The sequence below is a fragment of the Gardnerella vaginalis genome (assembly GCF_001546485.1).
GTDB lineage: Bacteria > Actinomycetota > Actinomycetes > Actinomycetales > Bifidobacteriaceae > Bifidobacterium > Bifidobacterium vaginale_D.
Window position 1 is genome coordinate 59,100 of the sequence record NZ_KQ956870.1, and the last position, 17,353, is coordinate 76,452.

Genomic DNA, 17,353 nt, shown 5'->3' on the forward strand with positions numbered 1-17,353 from the left:
ACCTCACTTGTGTATTACTGCCATTAAAAGTACTGTCGTTTATTCAGTCAACTACTGCTGACGCAATACATTGCTATTTCGCTGTTCGCGCCATCCTACTACCGGTAAATCAAATTTTGTAACTAAACGCTGAGTGAATGGCGCTCCAGAAAGACGCGCTAACAATAATTCATCTTTAGATTGTCGCACTTGAATACGCGATCCTTGTGGAAGTGCACGCTGTCGTCTACCATCGCAACAAATCCAACCGCCTGACGACGATTCCTCAAGAATATCAATAGTAAAAGTAGAACCTGCACCAATAATTAATGGTCTTGCAAAGAGCGCATGAGCTGCTAATGGCACTAATTGTAGAGCTTCTACATCTGGCCACATAATTGGTCCTCCTGCGGAAAACGCATACGCTGTGGAACCAGTAGGCGTTGATACAATAACGCCATCGCAGCCGAACGATGACATTTCTACATCATCAACGCGAATTGATAGTTCTACCATACGACCTCTGTCTGCGCGATCAAGCGTAATATCATTCAACGCCCAATCGCTTAAAGGTTCAGATGCGCCAGGTAGCCACACGTCTACATGCGCTTCCATACGGTGATTAATAGAATAATCTTTGCTAGCAATTCTGCGAATCGCCTCGTCGATTTGGAAGCTTTCAAATTCTGCTAGAAAGCCGACATGTCCTAAATTGATGCCAATAATTGGCACAGGCATACAATGTACTAATTCTGCAGCCTGAAGCATGGTACCGTCTCCCCCAAGTACCACAACTATTTCCGTTTGCTCATTAACTATGCGAGCAGGCTGTTGCGCAAAATCAGATACGGCAGCACTATGAAAAATGTCAACCAAAAAACCTGCATGAGTTAGTTGCGACGTAACTTGGTTGACTACAGCACTGTTACTATCAAGTCTCGCATGAGTCACTACAAGAGCGCGTCGAACCTTTGAAGCAGTGTCATTTGCGAAACATTCCGACATTGCACAGCCCCTTCGTACCATTTAAGTATAACTGTAACTATTGTAAGTGTTACACTACATATTACGAAAATTACTTACATTGTATGCTTATGCAGCAAATCGTGAGTACAGTAAGTACTCTACGTTGCCGTGAGTGCCTTCTATTGGAGATTTTTCTGTTGCAATAATCGTTAAATTATGGTCTTCAGCACAAGCTTTTACTGTTTCTAAAGCCTTAAATCGTAAAGTTTCGTCAGTTACAATTCCGCCTTTGCCAAGATTTCCTTTACCGACTTCAAATTGTGGTTTAACAAGTAACACAACATCTGCTTGAGATGCTGCGATACGTGCGATTACTGGAATAACTAGCGTAAGCGAAATGAAAGAGACATCAGAAACAATAAGATTTGGCTTGTACGGCATGTCTTCCTGGTAAACGTCACGAATATTTACACCGCTCATCTCGATAATATGAGGATTATTCGCGATTTTGGGGTGCAGTTGATTATGCCCAACATCGAGCGCAATAATTGACTGAACACCTCGTTGCAAAAGAACATCGCAGAATCCTCCGGTTGAAGCACCAATATCTAATGCTTGAGTTGATTCATTTGTTGACAGTCCGTAAGCAGAAAACGCATCAAAAGCACCTTTTAGTTTAAGCGCACCGCGAGAAACATAGTTAAGACAGGAATCAGCATTTTTAGTTTTCGCAATACATATTTCTTCTAAATTATTTACTAACAATGATGATTTTACGACAATGCGATTATTGACGCTTACAGCACCAGCGCGAATTAAACGCTGCGCTGTTGTTCTACTTGCTACTAAACCACGACTTACGAGAACACAATCTAAACGTTGAGAAGTAGAAGAATGAGTAGATTTGACTAAGTCTTCATTGAAGTTCATAACGAAAACTCCGGAAGCGTATACTTGTCCATGAGTTCACCACTATCTTGTAAGCTCCATGCTAATGCGCAAGCAGCTCGTAAAGCGTCACAATCGCTAGCATCATTGACTTCGATAGTACAATTCTCAATGAGCTGAGCTTTTGCATTACCACATGTAAAGGTGCACTCATCTATGTGCTTCGGCATATTATGAGTTTCATTTAATCCACGCAAATCTTTCGATACAAAACTTGGACGCAAATGCTTTGGCGCAAGCATAAGCATATGCGGATCAGTTACTCCCGTAAGCACCAGCAAAGAGGCATACCCTCCCCGAGTACCAGCTTCAATATCAGTGTCTAAACGATCCCCTACTGCCAATGAGCGCGAAATACTTATTACAGGATTACCAAATTCGTCTTTTTCGGTATACTCTTGAGATTCAAAGTCACTATGGCGAGCATTTGCAGCAACCAAAAACCGTGCTTCATCATACATTGCAGATTCTGGTTTTCCAGCAGATGCAACCGGTTCAACGCCTGTAGCATTAATAACAGCTTGGATCATGGAACCACAACCTGGAGCAATACCAAGTTCTCTAGGAATAGTCAAATCACGATTGGTAACAAAATATTGAGCTCCATGTTCTACTGCAAAAGCAACTTCTGCCATTTCTTGCCAAGTCATCTGCGGATACCAACCCTGAATTACAGCATCTGGATTCTCTTCACATGAGTTTACCGGCTGCAATCCAGCACGTTCAACTTCTTCACGTAAATGTTCTGCACCAAGTACCAACACACGCGCACCATGTTTAACATGTCGAGCAACCATGCGAGCTGCTACTACGGAAGACGTAATAATCTGCCAAGGTTCTACAGTAAGACCAAAACTTTCCAACTGTTTTGCTACAACAGCTTGAAAACGAGAAGAATTATTAGTCGTGTATTCAATAGACATACCGTGTTTTTGTGCGCATTCTATTGCTTCAACCGCATACTCTACCGCGTTCCCTCCGCGATACACTACGCCATCTAAATCAAGTAGTGACAAGTGAAAAGCTTCACTTAATGGAAGCGCACTTAAGGAAAAATTCGTTCTCATACTAGATTGCATTTCAAATCACCTTACTTACGTTTATATATTTGCTCACTATATTCAAGATTATTATAAGAATACTGTTAATAGTTTCATTACAAGTAAGAAGTGCCCGGCATACTTTAATAGCAGCCGGGCGCTTGATTTTGTTAATATTTATTTACTACTGTTCATCTGACTGATTTTCGTCTGATTTCACTGTACTCATTTCGATGGTGTCAGTATTATCAGCATCATTTTGATCTGTATGATCTTCTTCAGATTCTTCATCTTCTATATCGTTGATTGCATCTTCAGCATCATTTGCATCTTCAGCATCATAATTATCAGAATCTTCTTCAGGAGCAAATTGAGCGTCATCTTCACTAACACCGATTTCATCCATCATATCGTCATTTACATGTTCCAAATCATAGTCAATAACGATATCATCTGGATTCATGTCTTCATCGTCAACATCAGCGTATTGCTGCTCAAGATTATCAAGCAAAGACTCTAATTCAACTGCATCTTCACTTCTGCCGGCTTCTTCTAAGAAATACTGCTCAGCCTGAACAGCACGCATACGATATTCACCTGGCAAACCTTTGGAACGACCCATTGCATGAACTAAATCAATGGCCTTATCAATATGGTTCATATCAGCCAAAACACCCGCATACACGAGGAACATTTCAGCTTTTACTTCACCTCTTAAGGATTTAGCATCATCAGACATGCAAATTTCTAAAGCCTTGTCAAGATTATTCATACCACGTTCACAGTCTGCAATAAACGGCAGATAATCAAGATAACCGTTCATGCGCATTGCAGTGCGAAATTCTTTAGCAGCAAGCTTGTAATCACCTTGACGATAAGAAACAAATGCTAACGTTTCTCGAGCAAAATCAATGCGAGAAGCCTGCTTAGCTGCCCATTTTGCATGTTCTAAAGCAAGATCAGGATTTTCTTCTTCAAGTACGTAAGCTGCAAGAATATGAAGACCAATATTTTCCGCATGCTCTTTAGATAAACCGCGCAAGCGTTCTCGATCTTCCTTAGAAAGCATTGCCCATTCCAAACCTTTTGGCATCTTAGGCTCACCTGGGCGACGTGCAGTGTAAGGATTTTGTGACGGATATGAAACAGTACCATCAGAATTACGTCGAGGACCGTTGTCAAAACGGAAGCTATTATGCGAATTGGTGCGTCGATCATTATCTTTATGGGCATCGTGACGGTCAAAACGACGCTCATCATCTCGACGGTCATCACGGTGATTATCTCTGCGATCGTCGCGGAATCCACCTTTAGCACCTTTGTGGAAGTCCTTATGGAATTCACCGCCGCGAGAATTATTGCGACGGTCATCACGACGATCATTATTACGATTGTCACGGTGGTCAAAACGACGCTCACCATCAAACTTCTTGTAACGTGGATTGCCACCTTCTTCGCCAGCACGCTCAAAGTCTTTAGAACGACGGTCATCACGACGATCAAAGCGACGATTGCGATCAAAACGGCGCTCTCCATCACGGTTCTCAGATCGGAATCCACTTTTCTTAAAACCGTCTTTACGATAACCGTCATGTCGATTTTCCTTGTAGTCATCTCTACGATCATTGTGACGATTGAAATGACGCTCTCCATCACGACCTACACCAGAACGAAACTCACCACGCTCATCATCATGATGGCGGAATCCACTTTTCTTAAAACCACTCTTATGGAAACCATCCTTATGGAATCCACCACGACGCTCACCACTTTTAGCACCATTACGATGGTTAAATCCACCACGTTCACCAAAAGACTTTTTACCACTCCGCGAGTGTTCGTGCTCTTCGCCCATGCCGGCATACCTCTCATTCATTTGCGATTTACCTAAAAATCACATTTATACTATATTTTTAACATCAGTAAACGTCTGTTGTAAGCAAGGTATAGCATACAGCATTCAACCAGCTTACAACAGACGTATTTCAAATAATCATAAACGCGTACTAAGCGCGCTCTACAGCACCAATAGCCTTCTTACCACGACGCAGTAAAGCAAAACGATTATGTAAGAAAGCATGGTCATCTAATACATCATCAACACTGCTAACTCGTTCATTGTTTACATACAAGCCGCCAGCTTCAATAGCACGACGGGCTTCAGAAATAGTATGGAACAATCCCGCAGCAACAGCAGCTTCTACAACGCGAGTACCGTTAGAAGATTTTGCAAATTCTAAGCTACCATCTTCTGCCTTAACTTTAACCCCGTCTAAAGCAGCTTCAAGAGTTTGCTCGTCAATTTCAGTTAAGTCACCCTTACCGAACAACGCGCTAGAAGCTGCAATCGCCTGATTCGTCACATCTTCTCCGTGCACAAAACTGGTAACTTCCCAAGCAAGCACACGCTGAGCTTCGCGGCTTCCAGGATCATCCTGAATTTGTTGAGCCAAACGCTCAATTTCATCTTTTGGTAAGAACGTGAACACTTTAAGTAATTTAACAACCTCATCATCTGGCTGATTAAACCAGAACTGGTAGAAGCGATAAGGGCTAAGCATAGAAGGATCAAGCCACATGGCATTGCCTTCGGACTTACCAAACTTACGACCCTGATTATCGGTAATAATAGGGCTAGTAAATACGTTTACTGAAGCTCCACGAACCTTACGAATCAAATCCATGCCAGAAGTGAGATTACCCCACTGATCTGAGCCACCAAGTTGTAAAGTAACATTGTAGTTATCAAACAAGTACAAGAAATCGTTGCCTTGCAAAACCTGATAACTAAACTCAGCGAAAGAAATACCTTCGTCAGAATTTAAACGACGAGCCACAATATCCTTAGCAAGCATGGTGCCAACGCGGAAGTTTTTACCAACATCACGCAAGAAGTCAATAGCCGACATTTTAGAAACCCAGTCGTAATTGCTGACAAAACGAACAGGATTGTCACCATCAAGCGGCAAAATACGACCAATCTGCTTGCGCAAACGTTCAGCCCATCCAGCCACAATATCTTTTGAATTAAGCGTACGCTCACCACTTTGACGAGGATCACCAATCAAACCAGTAGCACCGCCAACTAAAGCAATAGGATGATGACCTGCAGCCTGCAAATGACGCATATTAATAAGCTGCACAAGATTACCAATATGCAAAGAAGCAGCAGTAGGATCGTAGCCGCAATAATACGTTAATGGTTCTCCGTCAAGCGCTTGAGCAAGCTGCTGCTCGTCGGTAGATTGTGAAATTAATCCACGCCACTTCAGCTCTTCAAACAAAGAAGTGAATCCAGCTTCTTTGTAATTCCTGACTTGAGCCATTCGTATCTCCTTAGTGCAAAAATTACCGAAAATATCGGGCGCTACATGCGTCCACAAGCTTTTCAATTTTTGCAGCACAGGGCGACACGCTTAATAAGCATGTGCCGAATACTGTATGACCTTGTATTCGACACAATATTTATTCAGTTAATAATGCAATTCTTAAAAATTTTACAAAATTGTAGGAGTATGATATGCGCATCCATCGCTTATTGAATCGGCAAAATGCGAGTAATGCTCTACTAAACTTTCCGCTTCACCAATCTGTTCTTTTACGCGAACGAATGCAGTACCACCTCTACCACAGCGAGATGCCACAGAGCCGTCGCTAGAAAGTACTTTTCTAAGCTCACCAAGGCTAGTGCAATGAATGAATTTACCTAAAATAGCTGCGAAATCAGCATCGCTTAAATCGGCAAGATCCCCACCAATTTCTTCAGCACGCTTCACACACTGACCCGACAATGTATGCGCTTCTCGGAAAGGAACACCCTGTTTTACAAGCCACTCTGCAATATCGGTAGCGAGTGCAAAACCAGTTGCAGATTGCTCACGAAGACGCTTGATATCAAATTTCATAGTTTCTATCATTCCTGCAAATGCTGGAAGCAGTATTTCTAGCGTATCAATTTGATCAAAAACAGCCTCTTTATCTTCCTGTAAATCGCGAGCATAAGCTGTAGGGAGACCTTTGAGAGTTGCCATTAATCCAGTTAAATCACCTATGAGTCGACCTGCTTTACCGCGAGCAAGCTCTGCAATATCCGGATTCTTTTTTTGAGGCATGATTGAAGAACCGGTTGAATAAGCGTCGTCCAATTGCACAAACGCAAATTCTTGAGTATTCCAAATAATAATTTCCTCACTTAAGCGAGAAATATCTACTCCAATCATTGCTGCAATAAATGAAAATTCTGCAACAATATCTCGGCTCGCTGTGGCGTCAATAGAATTTGCACAAACTTTAGCAAAACCAAGTTCTTTGGCAACTTCTTCTGGACTAAGACCAAGAGTGTTACCAGCTAAAGCACCTGCTCCATACGGGCTTTCATTTGCACGCAAATCCCAATCGATAAGTCGCTGAATATCACGAAGTAACGGCCAAACGTGAGCCATTAACTGGTGTGCTAGTAAAATCGGCTGAGCGTGTTGCATATGAGTGCGCCCTGGCATGACAGCATCTTTTGCATCTTTAGATTGTTTTACTAAAGCATTACAAACTGAAAGCAACGAGTTCACAATCAGTCGAGCATGTCTGCGCAAAAACATGCGTATAAGCGCAGCAATTTGATCATTTCTAGAACGTCCAGCTCGAAGCTTTCCACCAAGCTCATTCCCTGCAATTTCAAGCAGACCACGCTCTAAAGCAGTAGCTTCATCTTCATCTTCCTCAATAGGTGCAAAAGTTCCATTATCAACACGTTTTTGCAGTTCGTCTAAAGCTTCGCAAAGATTCGTATACTCTTCTTCAGTTAATAAACCTGCACGATGCAACGCATGCGCATGAGCACGCGATCCTGCAATATCATCATCAGCTAAACGCCAATCAAACTGTGTTGATTTGCTCAATGCTGCAAGCTCTTTGGAAGGGCCTGAGCTAAAGCGACCTCCCCATAGTGCGATGGGATGATTAGTATTGTTGGTTGCATCGTGCATGGTCATTATTACCTCGCATTAATAATTTAATTGCTTCTCTATTATTGTTCAGGTGTGCTTATTAGTTACTATTTGCAACACGCATGTCACGAGCTGCAGCAACCTTGCTAGACAATCCGTAGATTTCAATGAAACCGTTGGATGCACGTTGATCAAAAGTATCGGAAGAATCGTAAGTAGCTAAGTTAAAGTCATATAAAGATTCTTTAGAGCGACGGCCAGTAACAACAGCCTTTCCAGCGAACATAGTCATACGAATATCGCCAGATACATGCTCTTGAGTTTCGTTAATAAACGCATTCAACGAACGCACAACTGGCGAGAACCATTGACCGTCGTATACAAATTCTGCCCACTTTTTGTCGAGAGAACGCTTCAATCTGTGCTGCTCACGTTCTAGACAGCAATTTTCAAGCTCCTGATGTGCTGTGATTAATGCTTGAGCACCTGGCACTTCGTATAATTCACGAGATTTAATGCCAACTAAACGATCTTCAATAATGTCAATTCGACCAATTCCCTGTGCGCCAGCTCTTGCGTTCATTTCTTCAATTGCTTGCAAAGGCGTTACGTCATGCCCGTCGATTGCAACTGGAATGCCCTTTTCGAATGTGATTGTTACTTCATCCGACTCTTGAGATTCCATAGGATTTTGCGTATAAGAATAGCATTCTTCAGTTGGAGCGTTCCATGGATCTTCTAGGAAACCTGTTTCAATTGCACGACCCCACACATTTTGATCAATAGAGTATGGGCTTTTTTTACTCTGAGTAATTGGAAGCTTGTGATCATTCGCAAAAGCAATCTCAACATCTCGAGTAAGTGACAAGTCACGAATTGGACTAATAGCTTTTAAGTCTGGGTCTAAAGATTGAATTGCGACTTCAAAACGAACTTGATCATTACCTTTACCAGTGCAACCGTGTGCAATCGTATCTGCGTCAAATTCGTGTGCTGCTTTTACTAAATGTTTAGTGATAAGTGGTCGAGACAAAGCAGATACCAGTGGATACACATCTTCATACATTGCATTTGCTTTCAAAGCAAGCATGCAGTATTCATGAGCAAATTCTTCACGAGCATCAACAACATATGATTCAACAGCACCACACGCTAATGCACGCTTTTTAATCGTATCAAGAGCTTCTCCACCTTGACCAACATTAAGAGAAACAGCTACAACATCTTGACCTGTTTGTTCTTTCAAATATGGAATTGCTACAGATGTATCCAAACCGCCTGAATATGCTAGAACAATGCGCTTGTTACTATTCATCGTGACCTCCTAGGCCGCTTTGTATAATTAAACAATACAGAGCATATTATACACTCTAGATAAAATCAATAGATATATAAAAAATGTTAAGATCTGTTTTTTTACAAAGTTTTATGAGAATATTTTAAAAGTTAGTGCAATAATATTTATACATAAAAAAGCGCACACAGCTTATCAATGCACTGTGTACGCTCGCAGATTTTATTCTTTATTTTGTAACTGTACCTACAACTAATTAAACTGCTTTCTTCCCCAGCAATATTCCACACTTAACGAGACGCTACTGTCAACATCCAATCAGCTCGATCTTTAGCCTCTTCATTTGACACACAAACCATAATAACTGTGTCATCTCCAGCAACTGATCCCAAAATACCTTTTAAAGGTTGACGGTCTATAACACTAGCAACATACTGTGCTGCACCAGATGGAGTATGAATCACCACTATATTATTCGCATGACCAACTTCTGTAACAAGACCAGCCAATGTGCGCGCGACCTGCTGATCTATACGAACAGTGTCCATAGCGTGACGGTTCCCCGTACCATCACCCAGCACATAAGCAATCCTGCCATCCGTTAAACGTATTTTAACAGCATTTATTTCATCTAAATCACGACTTAACGTAGCTTGAGTAACTTCAAAACCGTGACGAGCAAGCACTTTAGCAAGCTGCGACTGTGAAGTAATTACTTCAGACAATAGCGCTTGTTCAATAGCATTTAAACGCGCAGCTTTCGTAGCAGGACGCTGCTGCTTTGCAGCAACATCATCACTAGTGTTTTTTTCAACATCCATTTTTGGATTCGTCATAGTTCTCTATAAAACCTTTCAGAAAAAACATTTCTCATCAAATATATACGACTGCACGCATAAATATCTACATGTTATAACACTTATTTATGTGTTTTTTCTTACACATATTTTCTCTACTCACAAAATTATATATTCTCTCGTACCAACTTGTTTTCATACGGAACAATCAGTACCAACCAAGCATAAAAATTAAAACGAAAATAATAGCATAGTGCGACTGCACAACCATCATATCGCGATTGTACAGTCGCACTATATATCATGTGATGAGCTTATGCGCGCAAAGTTGCCTGCAATTCAGCAGCAGACTTCGTAATCAGCTTACGAACTGCATCCATCTCATCACCAGAAAGCGTTCTATTTGCAGCTCTAAACGTTACAGAGTAAGCAAGAGAGCGCAAACCTTCACCAAGTTGCTCACCCTCGTACACGTCGAACAACTCAACTGATTCAAGCAAATCTCCAGCAGCACGCTCAATGGCAGATTGTAAAACTTCTGCTTTCAAAGTAACAGGTGCTGTAAAAGCAAAATCTTGTTTTACTGGAGGGAAAGTCGAAATTGGTTTTGCTTGCACCGGCTTCATTGACATATTGTCAAACAATGCTGTCAAATCAAGCTCAAAAGCAGCTGAATGCTTAGGCAAATCTAAAGCATCACACACGTGAGGATGCAATTCGCCAACAACACCAAGATCTACACAAGAACCATCTTCTGCAACAATACAAACCTGAGAGCTACGACCAGGATGCCATGAAGATGGTGCTTCTTTAGCTTCAAACTGGTTAAGCACAAAACGAACACCAATTCGTTTGCCCACACGTTGAAGTGCTTCAACAGCATCACTCCAATCAACATCACGGTGTGTGCCAAGCCAACCAGTTTCTTCAGCATGACCGGTAAGTAACGCGGCAACATGTAAAGGTTGCTGCGGCAAACCGGCATCTAAAGCAGCAAGATCAGCATTAGATGGTCGCACTGAACCAGGCAATGCAGGAATAGCAGGAGCATTTGGATCACTGAAATACACATGACCAAGTTCATACATAGAAATATCAGTTAAGCCACGACGAAGATTACGACGAACAGTACCAGCTAATGTCATAAGAACAGATCGACGAAGCCAAGGACGATCGCCTGCCAATGGATTAGCAATACGAACACTTACTTCAGCAACTTCATCTACATCCTGACGGAAAGCTTTAATATCATCCTCTCCTACAAACGGGTAGCTTAAGGATTCAACAAGTCCAGTTTCTGCTAACTCGTAGGCAATAGCACGACGAGTCGCCTGCTCAGCAGTTAAACCAGTTCGACCAGTAACAGGAACTGCTGGAACCTTAACAGGAATCTCATCATAACCAACTAAACGGGCAATCTCTTCGACCAAATCACACGGCTCATTCAAATCTGGACGCCATGTTGGAGGAAGTATAGAGAATGAACCGTTACCACCACCAGCAACAGAACAGCCGATATCTGTAAGAATGTCACTTATGTGGTTCAAATCAATATCGAGACCAGCAACACGCTTCACTTCATCCGCTTTAAACACAATCACATTGCGCGTCTGCGTATTGTTAATATCACGAGGAGACGAAGACGGCTGAGCATTACCAAACTTCTCCAAAAGATTTGCAGCCATCTGCACTGCAGCAGGTTGCAAATCAGTATCAACACCGCGCTCAAAACGACGAGAAGCCTCAGAAGGAAGCTTATGGCGTCGGGCAGTACGAGCAATCGACACAGGATCAAAATGAGCCGCTTCAAGCAAAATATTTTTGGTTTCACTCGTGACTTCACCGTACATGCCACCCATAACACCAGCTAAGCCGAGCACACGAGATCCATGGTTGCCGCGTGGAGAATCACAAATCACTAAATCTTCAACATGCAATTCACGATCTTTACCATCTAACGTAGTTAGATGCTCACCAGCATGTGCACGACGAACCACAATCGGTTCCTCGATCTTATCTAAATCGTAAGCGTGCAAAGGCTGACCTAAGTCAAGCATAACGTAATTAGTAACATCAACAGCAAGCGAAATGCCACGCATGCCGGCACGCGTTAAACGACGTTGCATCCAACGAGGACTCTGCGAAGCAGCATCAAAACCACGTACAGCACGAGCATAGTAACGATCACACCCAGGAACACCATGAATTGGGTTTGTATCCTCGACACTCACCTCAACATCAGCAGTTTTATGTCCTTCGTTTTCCATTACCTTTTTAGCTTGCTCATTCAACGCTATGACAGGATCCGTATACGATGCGCCAGTTGAGTGATGATATTCACGAGCAACACCACGATACGAGAAAGCGTACCCACGATCCGGAGTAATATTTATTTCCAAAATTGGCTTATTGAGATGCAGCAACTCCATAGCATCATCACCAGGCTTCAAAGCATCATATTCAGCTTTAGAGAAGCCATATTCACGCAACAAAATAATGCCGTTATGACTATCCCCTAAACCAAGCTCACGCTCAGAAGCACACATGCCGTTAGAAATGTGGCCATAAGTTTTGCGAGGCTCAATCTTGAAATCGCCAGGAAGCACGGCACCAGGAAGTGTGACTACAACCTTTTCACCAGCAGCCATATTTGGAGCGCCACAAATAATGCCACGAGGAACTTTCTTACCGTTCTCATCGACATCGTTATATTCTTCACCAACATCAACATGGCACCAATTAATAGTTTTACCATTTTTCTGCGGCTCAGGAGTTGCATCCACTACGTAACCTACGACAATCGGACCGGTAACTTGAGAAGTATGAATCTCTTCTTCTTCCAGACCTACGCGCACCAAATCTTTAGCAAGCTGCTCGTACGTTAAACCTTCTGGCACTTCAACATGATCTTTAAGCCAGTCAATATCTACCATTGGCATGAGTATTACTCCCCCATTACAAACTGTTCACTGAAGCGCTTATCGCCTTCAACCAAATCATGCATATCGTTAATATCGTGACGTAGCAGCAAAGTACGCTCCAAGCCAACACCAAACGCAAAGCCTGTGTAAACCTGCGGATCTAAACCTGCAGACTTCAACACATTAGGGTTAACCATTCCACAGCCACCCCATTCAATCCAGCCTGGACCGCCCTTCTTATCAGGGAACCACAAATCAAGCTCAGCACTCGGCTCAGTAAATGGGAAGTAGCTAGGACGCAAACGGCTTTTAGCGTCTGGACCAAACATTGCAACAGCCAAACGGTCAAGAACGCCCTTTAAGTCAGCCATTGTCAAGTTCTTATCTACAGCTAAAGCTTCACACTGGTGGAATACTGGAGTGTGAGTTGCATCAAGCTCATCTGTGCGGAATACGCGACCAGGTGAAGCAATATAAAGAGGAACTCCACGCTCAATTAATGCGCGAACCTGATCAGAAGAAGTCTGCGTGCGCAAAACCATGTTTGAACCAACAAAGCCTGCAGCATCCTTGGCTTGATTTCCCTGAACGTAGAAAGTATCTTGCATTTGGCGAGCAGGATGATCTGGACCAAAATTCAACGCGTCGAAATCAAACCATTCAGTTTCAACTTCTGGACCTGCAGAAATTTGCCAACCCATAGAAATAAAGAAGTCTTCAAAATCTTCAATAATACGAGCTATCGGATGACGAGCACCAAGAGGTTTGCGATTCACCGGAAGAGTCATATCAACTGTTTCAGCAGAAAGCATACGTGCTTCTTCAGCAGATTTAACACGCTCCGAAGCCTGAGCAAATGCACGTCCAAAATCAGCACGCAATGCTGACATAACTTTGCCAACTTCCTTCTTTTGATCCGCAGGTAGCGAACCAATAGATTTACTTGCAACAGTCATCACCGACTGCGCACCAGCGTACTGAGTCTTTACCGCCTTCAATTCATCCATGGTTTGAGCAGCAGCAGCACGAGCAATACCTTCGTTGACTGCTTGAGTTACCGCTTTCACATCGAATGGCTTATTATCGGTCACAGCACCCTTCCTATCTGTGTTATGCGTATACACACATCTGTATATATACTATTCCAAAATACCGCTCAGTCCTATATTTTTCGCGCATGACTCGACATAGCCAAGCCCATGAGCATCACTGCAGCGCTTGTTGCAAGATTCATTGATTCTGCTTTTCCATAGATTGGGATTATTGAAATATCGTCAACTTGCTGCAATACGCCTTGAGGTAATCCTCTAGCCTCATTACCGAATAGTAGAGCTAAAGAATTGCTAGTAAGCTCCTCACTTGCGAGAATCTTTGGAAAAGGCACAGGTTTTAGCTGATCAGTTCCATAAATATCTGCTGCAATAACGCGAATATTCGCCTTTTTAGCGTAGTCAAACCAATCTTGAACACTTAACTGCACTACAGGAAGATGGAAGAGCGATCCTGTAGTAGAACGCACTAACTTAGTATTCCAACGACTTACACAATCATCCACAAAAACAACAGCATCGCAGCCTGCTACATCCGCAACACGAATAATCGCACCAGCGTTACCAGGATCTCTTACTTGCCAGCAAGCTGCAATTAAAAGAGGGTTAGTACTACTGTTTGCATGAGAAGATTCTTGCAAATTTTGAAACTCACTTAGGTACCAATCATTCAAAAATCGCGAATCCGCAACAGCAACAATTCCTTGCGAATCTGCACTAATTTTTTGCATAATACTAGATTCAACAGGATGAACGTATAAGTCCTTAGATAACGCTTCTTTAATAATTGCCTGCAAAGAAGAAAATTGATTAGTTTCTTCTTTGTTACTTATGCAAGCTTCTTTAATAACGTAAATATCACTTATTGAATCTGAAGCGTAACGAACGGCTTCACGCGCGCTTTGCGGACCTTCAACCAAAAAACGCTTAAAATCATGCGAGTTGCCTCTGCCTAACGCTACAAGTCTACGCACGCGCTCACTGTGCGGATTATCAATTAAATCTTTTAAAGGCATACTTCCACTTTACTTCAAAAAACGAATGCAACACAGATTGCAACACAGATTGCAACACAGATTGCAACACAGTTAAATAATAGCTAAATGCTTCAAATATTACTCGTGATGCTCAGAAGAACTAGAAGTGGTATAGCCTTCAGGTTCCAACTGGAATGTAGTATGCGAAACAGAAACAGGAAAATGCTCACGTAAACAATCCTGGAGCTGCGAAAGCACTTGAGCACATTGAGCCATAGTCATGTTAGGATCCACAACAACATGAGCCATAAAAATTGGCATGCCAGTAGAAACAGTACTTGCGTGCAAATCATGAACAGCAAGAACATGCGGCACATGCTCCAAATGCTCACGTACTTTATCTAAATCAAGACCTTCCGGAGTCTGCTCAAGAAGAACCTTAACAGCATTCTTGAGCAACTTCAGCGCGCGCGGAATCATAAGAATAGCAATAATCGCGCCGGCAAGAGCATCAAAACCTGCCCAACCAGTGCTCATCATAACGATTGCAGAGATTACAACCGCCACAGAGCCTAAAGCGTCATTCATAACTTCAAGGAAGGCAGCTCGCATATTCATATTGTCTTGAGATTGAGACATAAGAATTACAAGCGAAGCAAGGTTTGCAGCAAGGCCTAGAATACCAAAGAAAAGCAGCTGATTTACATCATGAATACCTTGGTGACCGTTGCCAAAAAGACGCATTCCAGCCTCAACAAGAGCATATACGCCAACAATTAGCAAAATGAGAGCACCTGCGGCAGCAGTAATAACCTCAAGACGAGCCCAACCCCACGTGCGCTTGCTACTTGGACGACGACGCATAAGAACTGCTGTAACCGTTGAAGCTGCAAGAACGGAAATATCCGTAAGCATGTGGCCAGCATCAATAAGAAGCGAAAGAGAATTTGTGAGGAAAGAGCCTATTACTTCGGCAAAAAATACGATTGAAGTAAGAGAAAGAGTAAGAAGTAGTCGGTGCTGATGGGTGTGACTTGCGTGGATTGCTGCCGCTTGGGAAGCTGCGTTAGCGTTGGTGGCATTCACCTTGACGTTATTTACGTTGGAATTGGCACTTCTTGAATGCGAATCAATGCCGCTAGTTGAAGTTGCACCGTTATGATTATGCACTTATTAAGCCTCCCCTAAAATATTGAAATGATATTATTTCTCAATATCATTCGCATTTTCTCTTATACGCAATGAACCCCAGCCGAAGCCGGGGTTCAATTGCTAAATATTTCATATCTATAACTATGTAATCACAAACCGTCAACATAAACGAAAATAAGTGCAACTTGCCCAAATTTTGTTAAATGTAACTTGCCCAAATTTTATATAGAATCAAACATACGAATAAAAACACAGCTAACGCAACATACTTAATAACAATCAAATAGAATGTAGTATAACCTAGCTTGCGAAACTACAGATAGGAAACTTATGAGCAAGAAGATTACATGCGTGACGAAGCATAAAACTACAACTCAATCCATTATAAATACTACTTTGGGCATACTCATTACTCTCGCAATGTCGGCATCACTATTTGCTACTCCCGAGACAGCGTATGCTGGCGAAAATAAAGTAAACTCTTGCATTGCAGCAACTCAAAAATCTGACAATAGTACCAAAATAATTGCCGCAGGTTCTTGGTTTGACGGAGTTAAAAACTTTTGGAAATCGGTTTTTAAAGATAAAAATAAAGACGGAAAAAAGGCTGAAAAAAGTGACGAAAAGGGAAAGAAGGACGAGAATTCAAAGAAACACATCGAAGTAGTAGACGAAGACGGATTAACAGCAGAAGAACGCAATAAAGCAAAATCTGATAGCAAAAAGTCTAAGAAAAAGCAGACACGCAAAAAGAAGAAAAATCGTAAAAATCAAAAAAATAGGAAAAATAGAAAAAATAAGAAACGTAAAAACAGCAAAAATGGTATAAAACGCAAAAAGAAAGCCACAACGCGTAAGCGCAAACGCGTTAATCGTAAAAGAAAAAATAGCGTAAAGAAAGTATTGCGTTCTAATACTAATCGCAATACTGGCAATAATGGTGATAATGGCAATAATGGCGATGCGAGTAAAAACGCAGGCAATGATTCTAAACAAAATCAAAACCCTGCTTCTGCTCCTGCCCCAGTACCGGCACAACAACAACAGCAACAACAACAGGTTCAAACTCCTGCTCCCGCTCCCACACCTCAGCAACAGACGCCACAAAATTCAGGCGCAATAGTTGTCCATCCAGGTTCTTTCTGCAATTCAGGACCGGGAGTAGAAGCTGTATCGCCAAAAGGCGTGCCTATGGTTTGCAGCGACACTGGCGAAGGGCGCACTCGCTGGCGCAGACGATAACGCGCGGCACATTGTTTTGCGGTAATCGAATCTGTTTGCTGTACA

Annotated in this window: 13 protein-coding genes; 1 reads left to right on the forward strand and 12 read right to left on the reverse strand. The window is 42.3% G+C overall.

The window, feature by feature from the left end; translation table 11 throughout:
* Positions 1-51 precede the first annotated feature (51 nt).
* From HMPREF3208_RS05245 to HMPREF3208_RS05300, 12 genes are all read right to left on the reverse strand, one after another.
* Positions 52-984 (reverse strand): NAD kinase, encoded by a 933-nt coding sequence (locus HMPREF3208_RS05245; protein ID WP_064347543.1) that lies wholly within the window; start codon positions 982-984, stop codon positions 52-54.
* Between the two features lie 87 nt (positions 985-1,071).
* Positions 1,072-1,875, reverse strand: a complete 804-nt coding sequence (locus HMPREF3208_RS05250; RefSeq protein ID WP_016637284.1) for a TlyA family RNA methyltransferase — start codon at positions 1,873-1,875, stop codon at positions 1,072-1,074.
* Complete coding sequence (locus HMPREF3208_RS05255) at positions 1,872-2,972, reverse strand: HAD-IIA family hydrolase (protein WP_064347546.1); 1,101 nt, start codon at positions 2,970-2,972, stop codon at positions 1,872-1,874. Before HMPREF3208_RS05255 ends, HMPREF3208_RS05250 begins: the two co-directional genes overlap by 4 nt.
* A gap of 145 nt (positions 2,973-3,117) precedes the next feature.
* On the reverse strand, positions 3,118-4,788 hold the full coding sequence (locus tag HMPREF3208_RS05260; RefSeq protein ID WP_064347548.1) for a tetratricopeptide repeat protein: 1,671 nt from the start codon (positions 4,786-4,788) through the stop codon (positions 3,118-3,120).
* A 151-nt stretch (positions 4,789-4,939) separates the two neighbouring features.
* Positions 4,940-6,259 (reverse strand): tyrosine--tRNA ligase, encoded by a 1,320-nt coding sequence (gene tyrS, locus HMPREF3208_RS05265; protein WP_064347551.1) that lies wholly within the window; start codon positions 6,257-6,259, stop codon positions 4,940-4,942.
* 171 nt (positions 6,260-6,430) lie between these two features.
* Positions 6,431-7,921 (reverse strand): argininosuccinate lyase, encoded by a 1,491-nt coding sequence (gene argH / locus HMPREF3208_RS05270; protein ID WP_155639978.1) that lies wholly within the window; start codon positions 7,919-7,921, stop codon positions 6,431-6,433.
* A gap of 55 nt (positions 7,922-7,976) precedes the next feature.
* Entirely contained in the window at positions 7,977-9,191 is a 1,215-nt protein-coding gene (locus tag HMPREF3208_RS05275; RefSeq protein ID WP_064347552.1) for an argininosuccinate synthase, read from the reverse strand.
* Positions 9,192-9,460: 269 nt separating this feature from the next.
* On the reverse strand, positions 9,461-10,006 hold the full coding sequence (locus tag HMPREF3208_RS05280; protein ID WP_016637277.1) for an arginine repressor: 546 nt from the start codon (positions 10,004-10,006) through the stop codon (positions 9,461-9,463).
* 275 nt (positions 10,007-10,281) lie between these two features.
* Positions 10,282-12,906: a phenylalanine--tRNA ligase subunit beta gene (gene pheT / locus HMPREF3208_RS05285; RefSeq protein ID WP_064347554.1), complete on the reverse strand. Its 2,625-nt coding sequence runs from the start codon at positions 12,904-12,906 to the stop codon at positions 10,282-10,284.
* Between the two features lie 5 nt (positions 12,907-12,911).
* Positions 12,912-13,979, reverse strand: coding sequence for a phenylalanine--tRNA ligase subunit alpha (pheS, locus tag HMPREF3208_RS05290; protein ID WP_064347555.1), 1,068 nt, complete (start codon positions 13,977-13,979; stop codon positions 12,912-12,914).
* 71 nt (positions 13,980-14,050) lie between these two features.
* Positions 14,051-14,953, reverse strand: coding sequence for a TrmH family RNA methyltransferase (locus HMPREF3208_RS05295; protein WP_064347556.1), 903 nt, complete (start codon positions 14,951-14,953; stop codon positions 14,051-14,053).
* Positions 14,954-15,052: 99 nt separating this feature from the next.
* Entirely contained in the window at positions 15,053-16,000 is a 948-nt protein-coding gene (locus tag HMPREF3208_RS05300) for a cation diffusion facilitator family transporter (RefSeq protein ID WP_419471012.1), read from the reverse strand.
* Positions 16,001-16,396: 396 nt separating this feature from the next.
* On the opposite strand from HMPREF3208_RS05300, the gene HMPREF3208_RS05305 reads away from it, so the two are divergent.
* Entirely contained in the window at positions 16,397-17,308 is a 912-nt protein-coding gene (locus tag HMPREF3208_RS05305; protein WP_064347559.1) for a hypothetical protein, read from the forward strand.
* Positions 17,309-17,353: the final 45 nt, after the last annotated feature.

Coding starts and splice junctions, on each gene's coding strand:
- HMPREF3208_RS05245 (WP_064347543.1), bottom strand. CDS start 984: ATGTCGGAATGTTTCGCAAATGACACTGCTTCAAAGGTTCGACGCGCT.
- HMPREF3208_RS05250 (WP_016637284.1), bottom strand. CDS start 1,875: ATGAACTTCAATGAAGACTTAGTCAAATCTACTCATTCTTCTACTTCT.
- HMPREF3208_RS05255 (WP_064347546.1), bottom strand. CDS start 2,972: ATGCAATCTAGTATGAGAACGAATTTTTCCTTAAGTGCGCTTCCATTA.
- HMPREF3208_RS05260 (WP_064347548.1), bottom strand. CDS start 4,788: ATGGGCGAAGAGCACGAACACTCGCGGAGTGGTAAAAAGTCTTTTGGT.
- tyrS (WP_064347551.1), bottom strand. CDS start 6,259: ATGGCTCAAGTCAGGAATTACAAAGAAGCTGGATTCACTTCTTTGTTT.
- argH (WP_155639978.1), bottom strand. CDS start 7,921: ATGACCATGCACGATGCAACCAACAATACTAATCATCCCATCGCACTA.
- HMPREF3208_RS05275 (WP_064347552.1), bottom strand. CDS start 9,191: ATGAATAGTAACAAGCGCATTGTTCTAGCATATTCAGGCGGTTTGGAT.
- HMPREF3208_RS05280 (WP_016637277.1), bottom strand. CDS start 10,006: ATGACGAATCCAAAAATGGATGTTGAAAAAAACACTAGTGATGATGTT.
- pheT (WP_064347554.1), bottom strand. CDS start 12,906: ATGCCAATGGTAGATATTGACTGGCTTAAAGATCATGTTGAAGTGCCA.
- HMPREF3208_RS05295 (WP_064347556.1), bottom strand. CDS start 14,953: ATGCCTTTAAAAGATTTAATTGATAATCCGCACAGTGAGCGCGTGCGT.
- HMPREF3208_RS05305 (WP_064347559.1), top strand. CDS start 16,397: ATGAGCAAGAAGATTACATGCGTGACGAAGCATAAAACTACAACTCAA.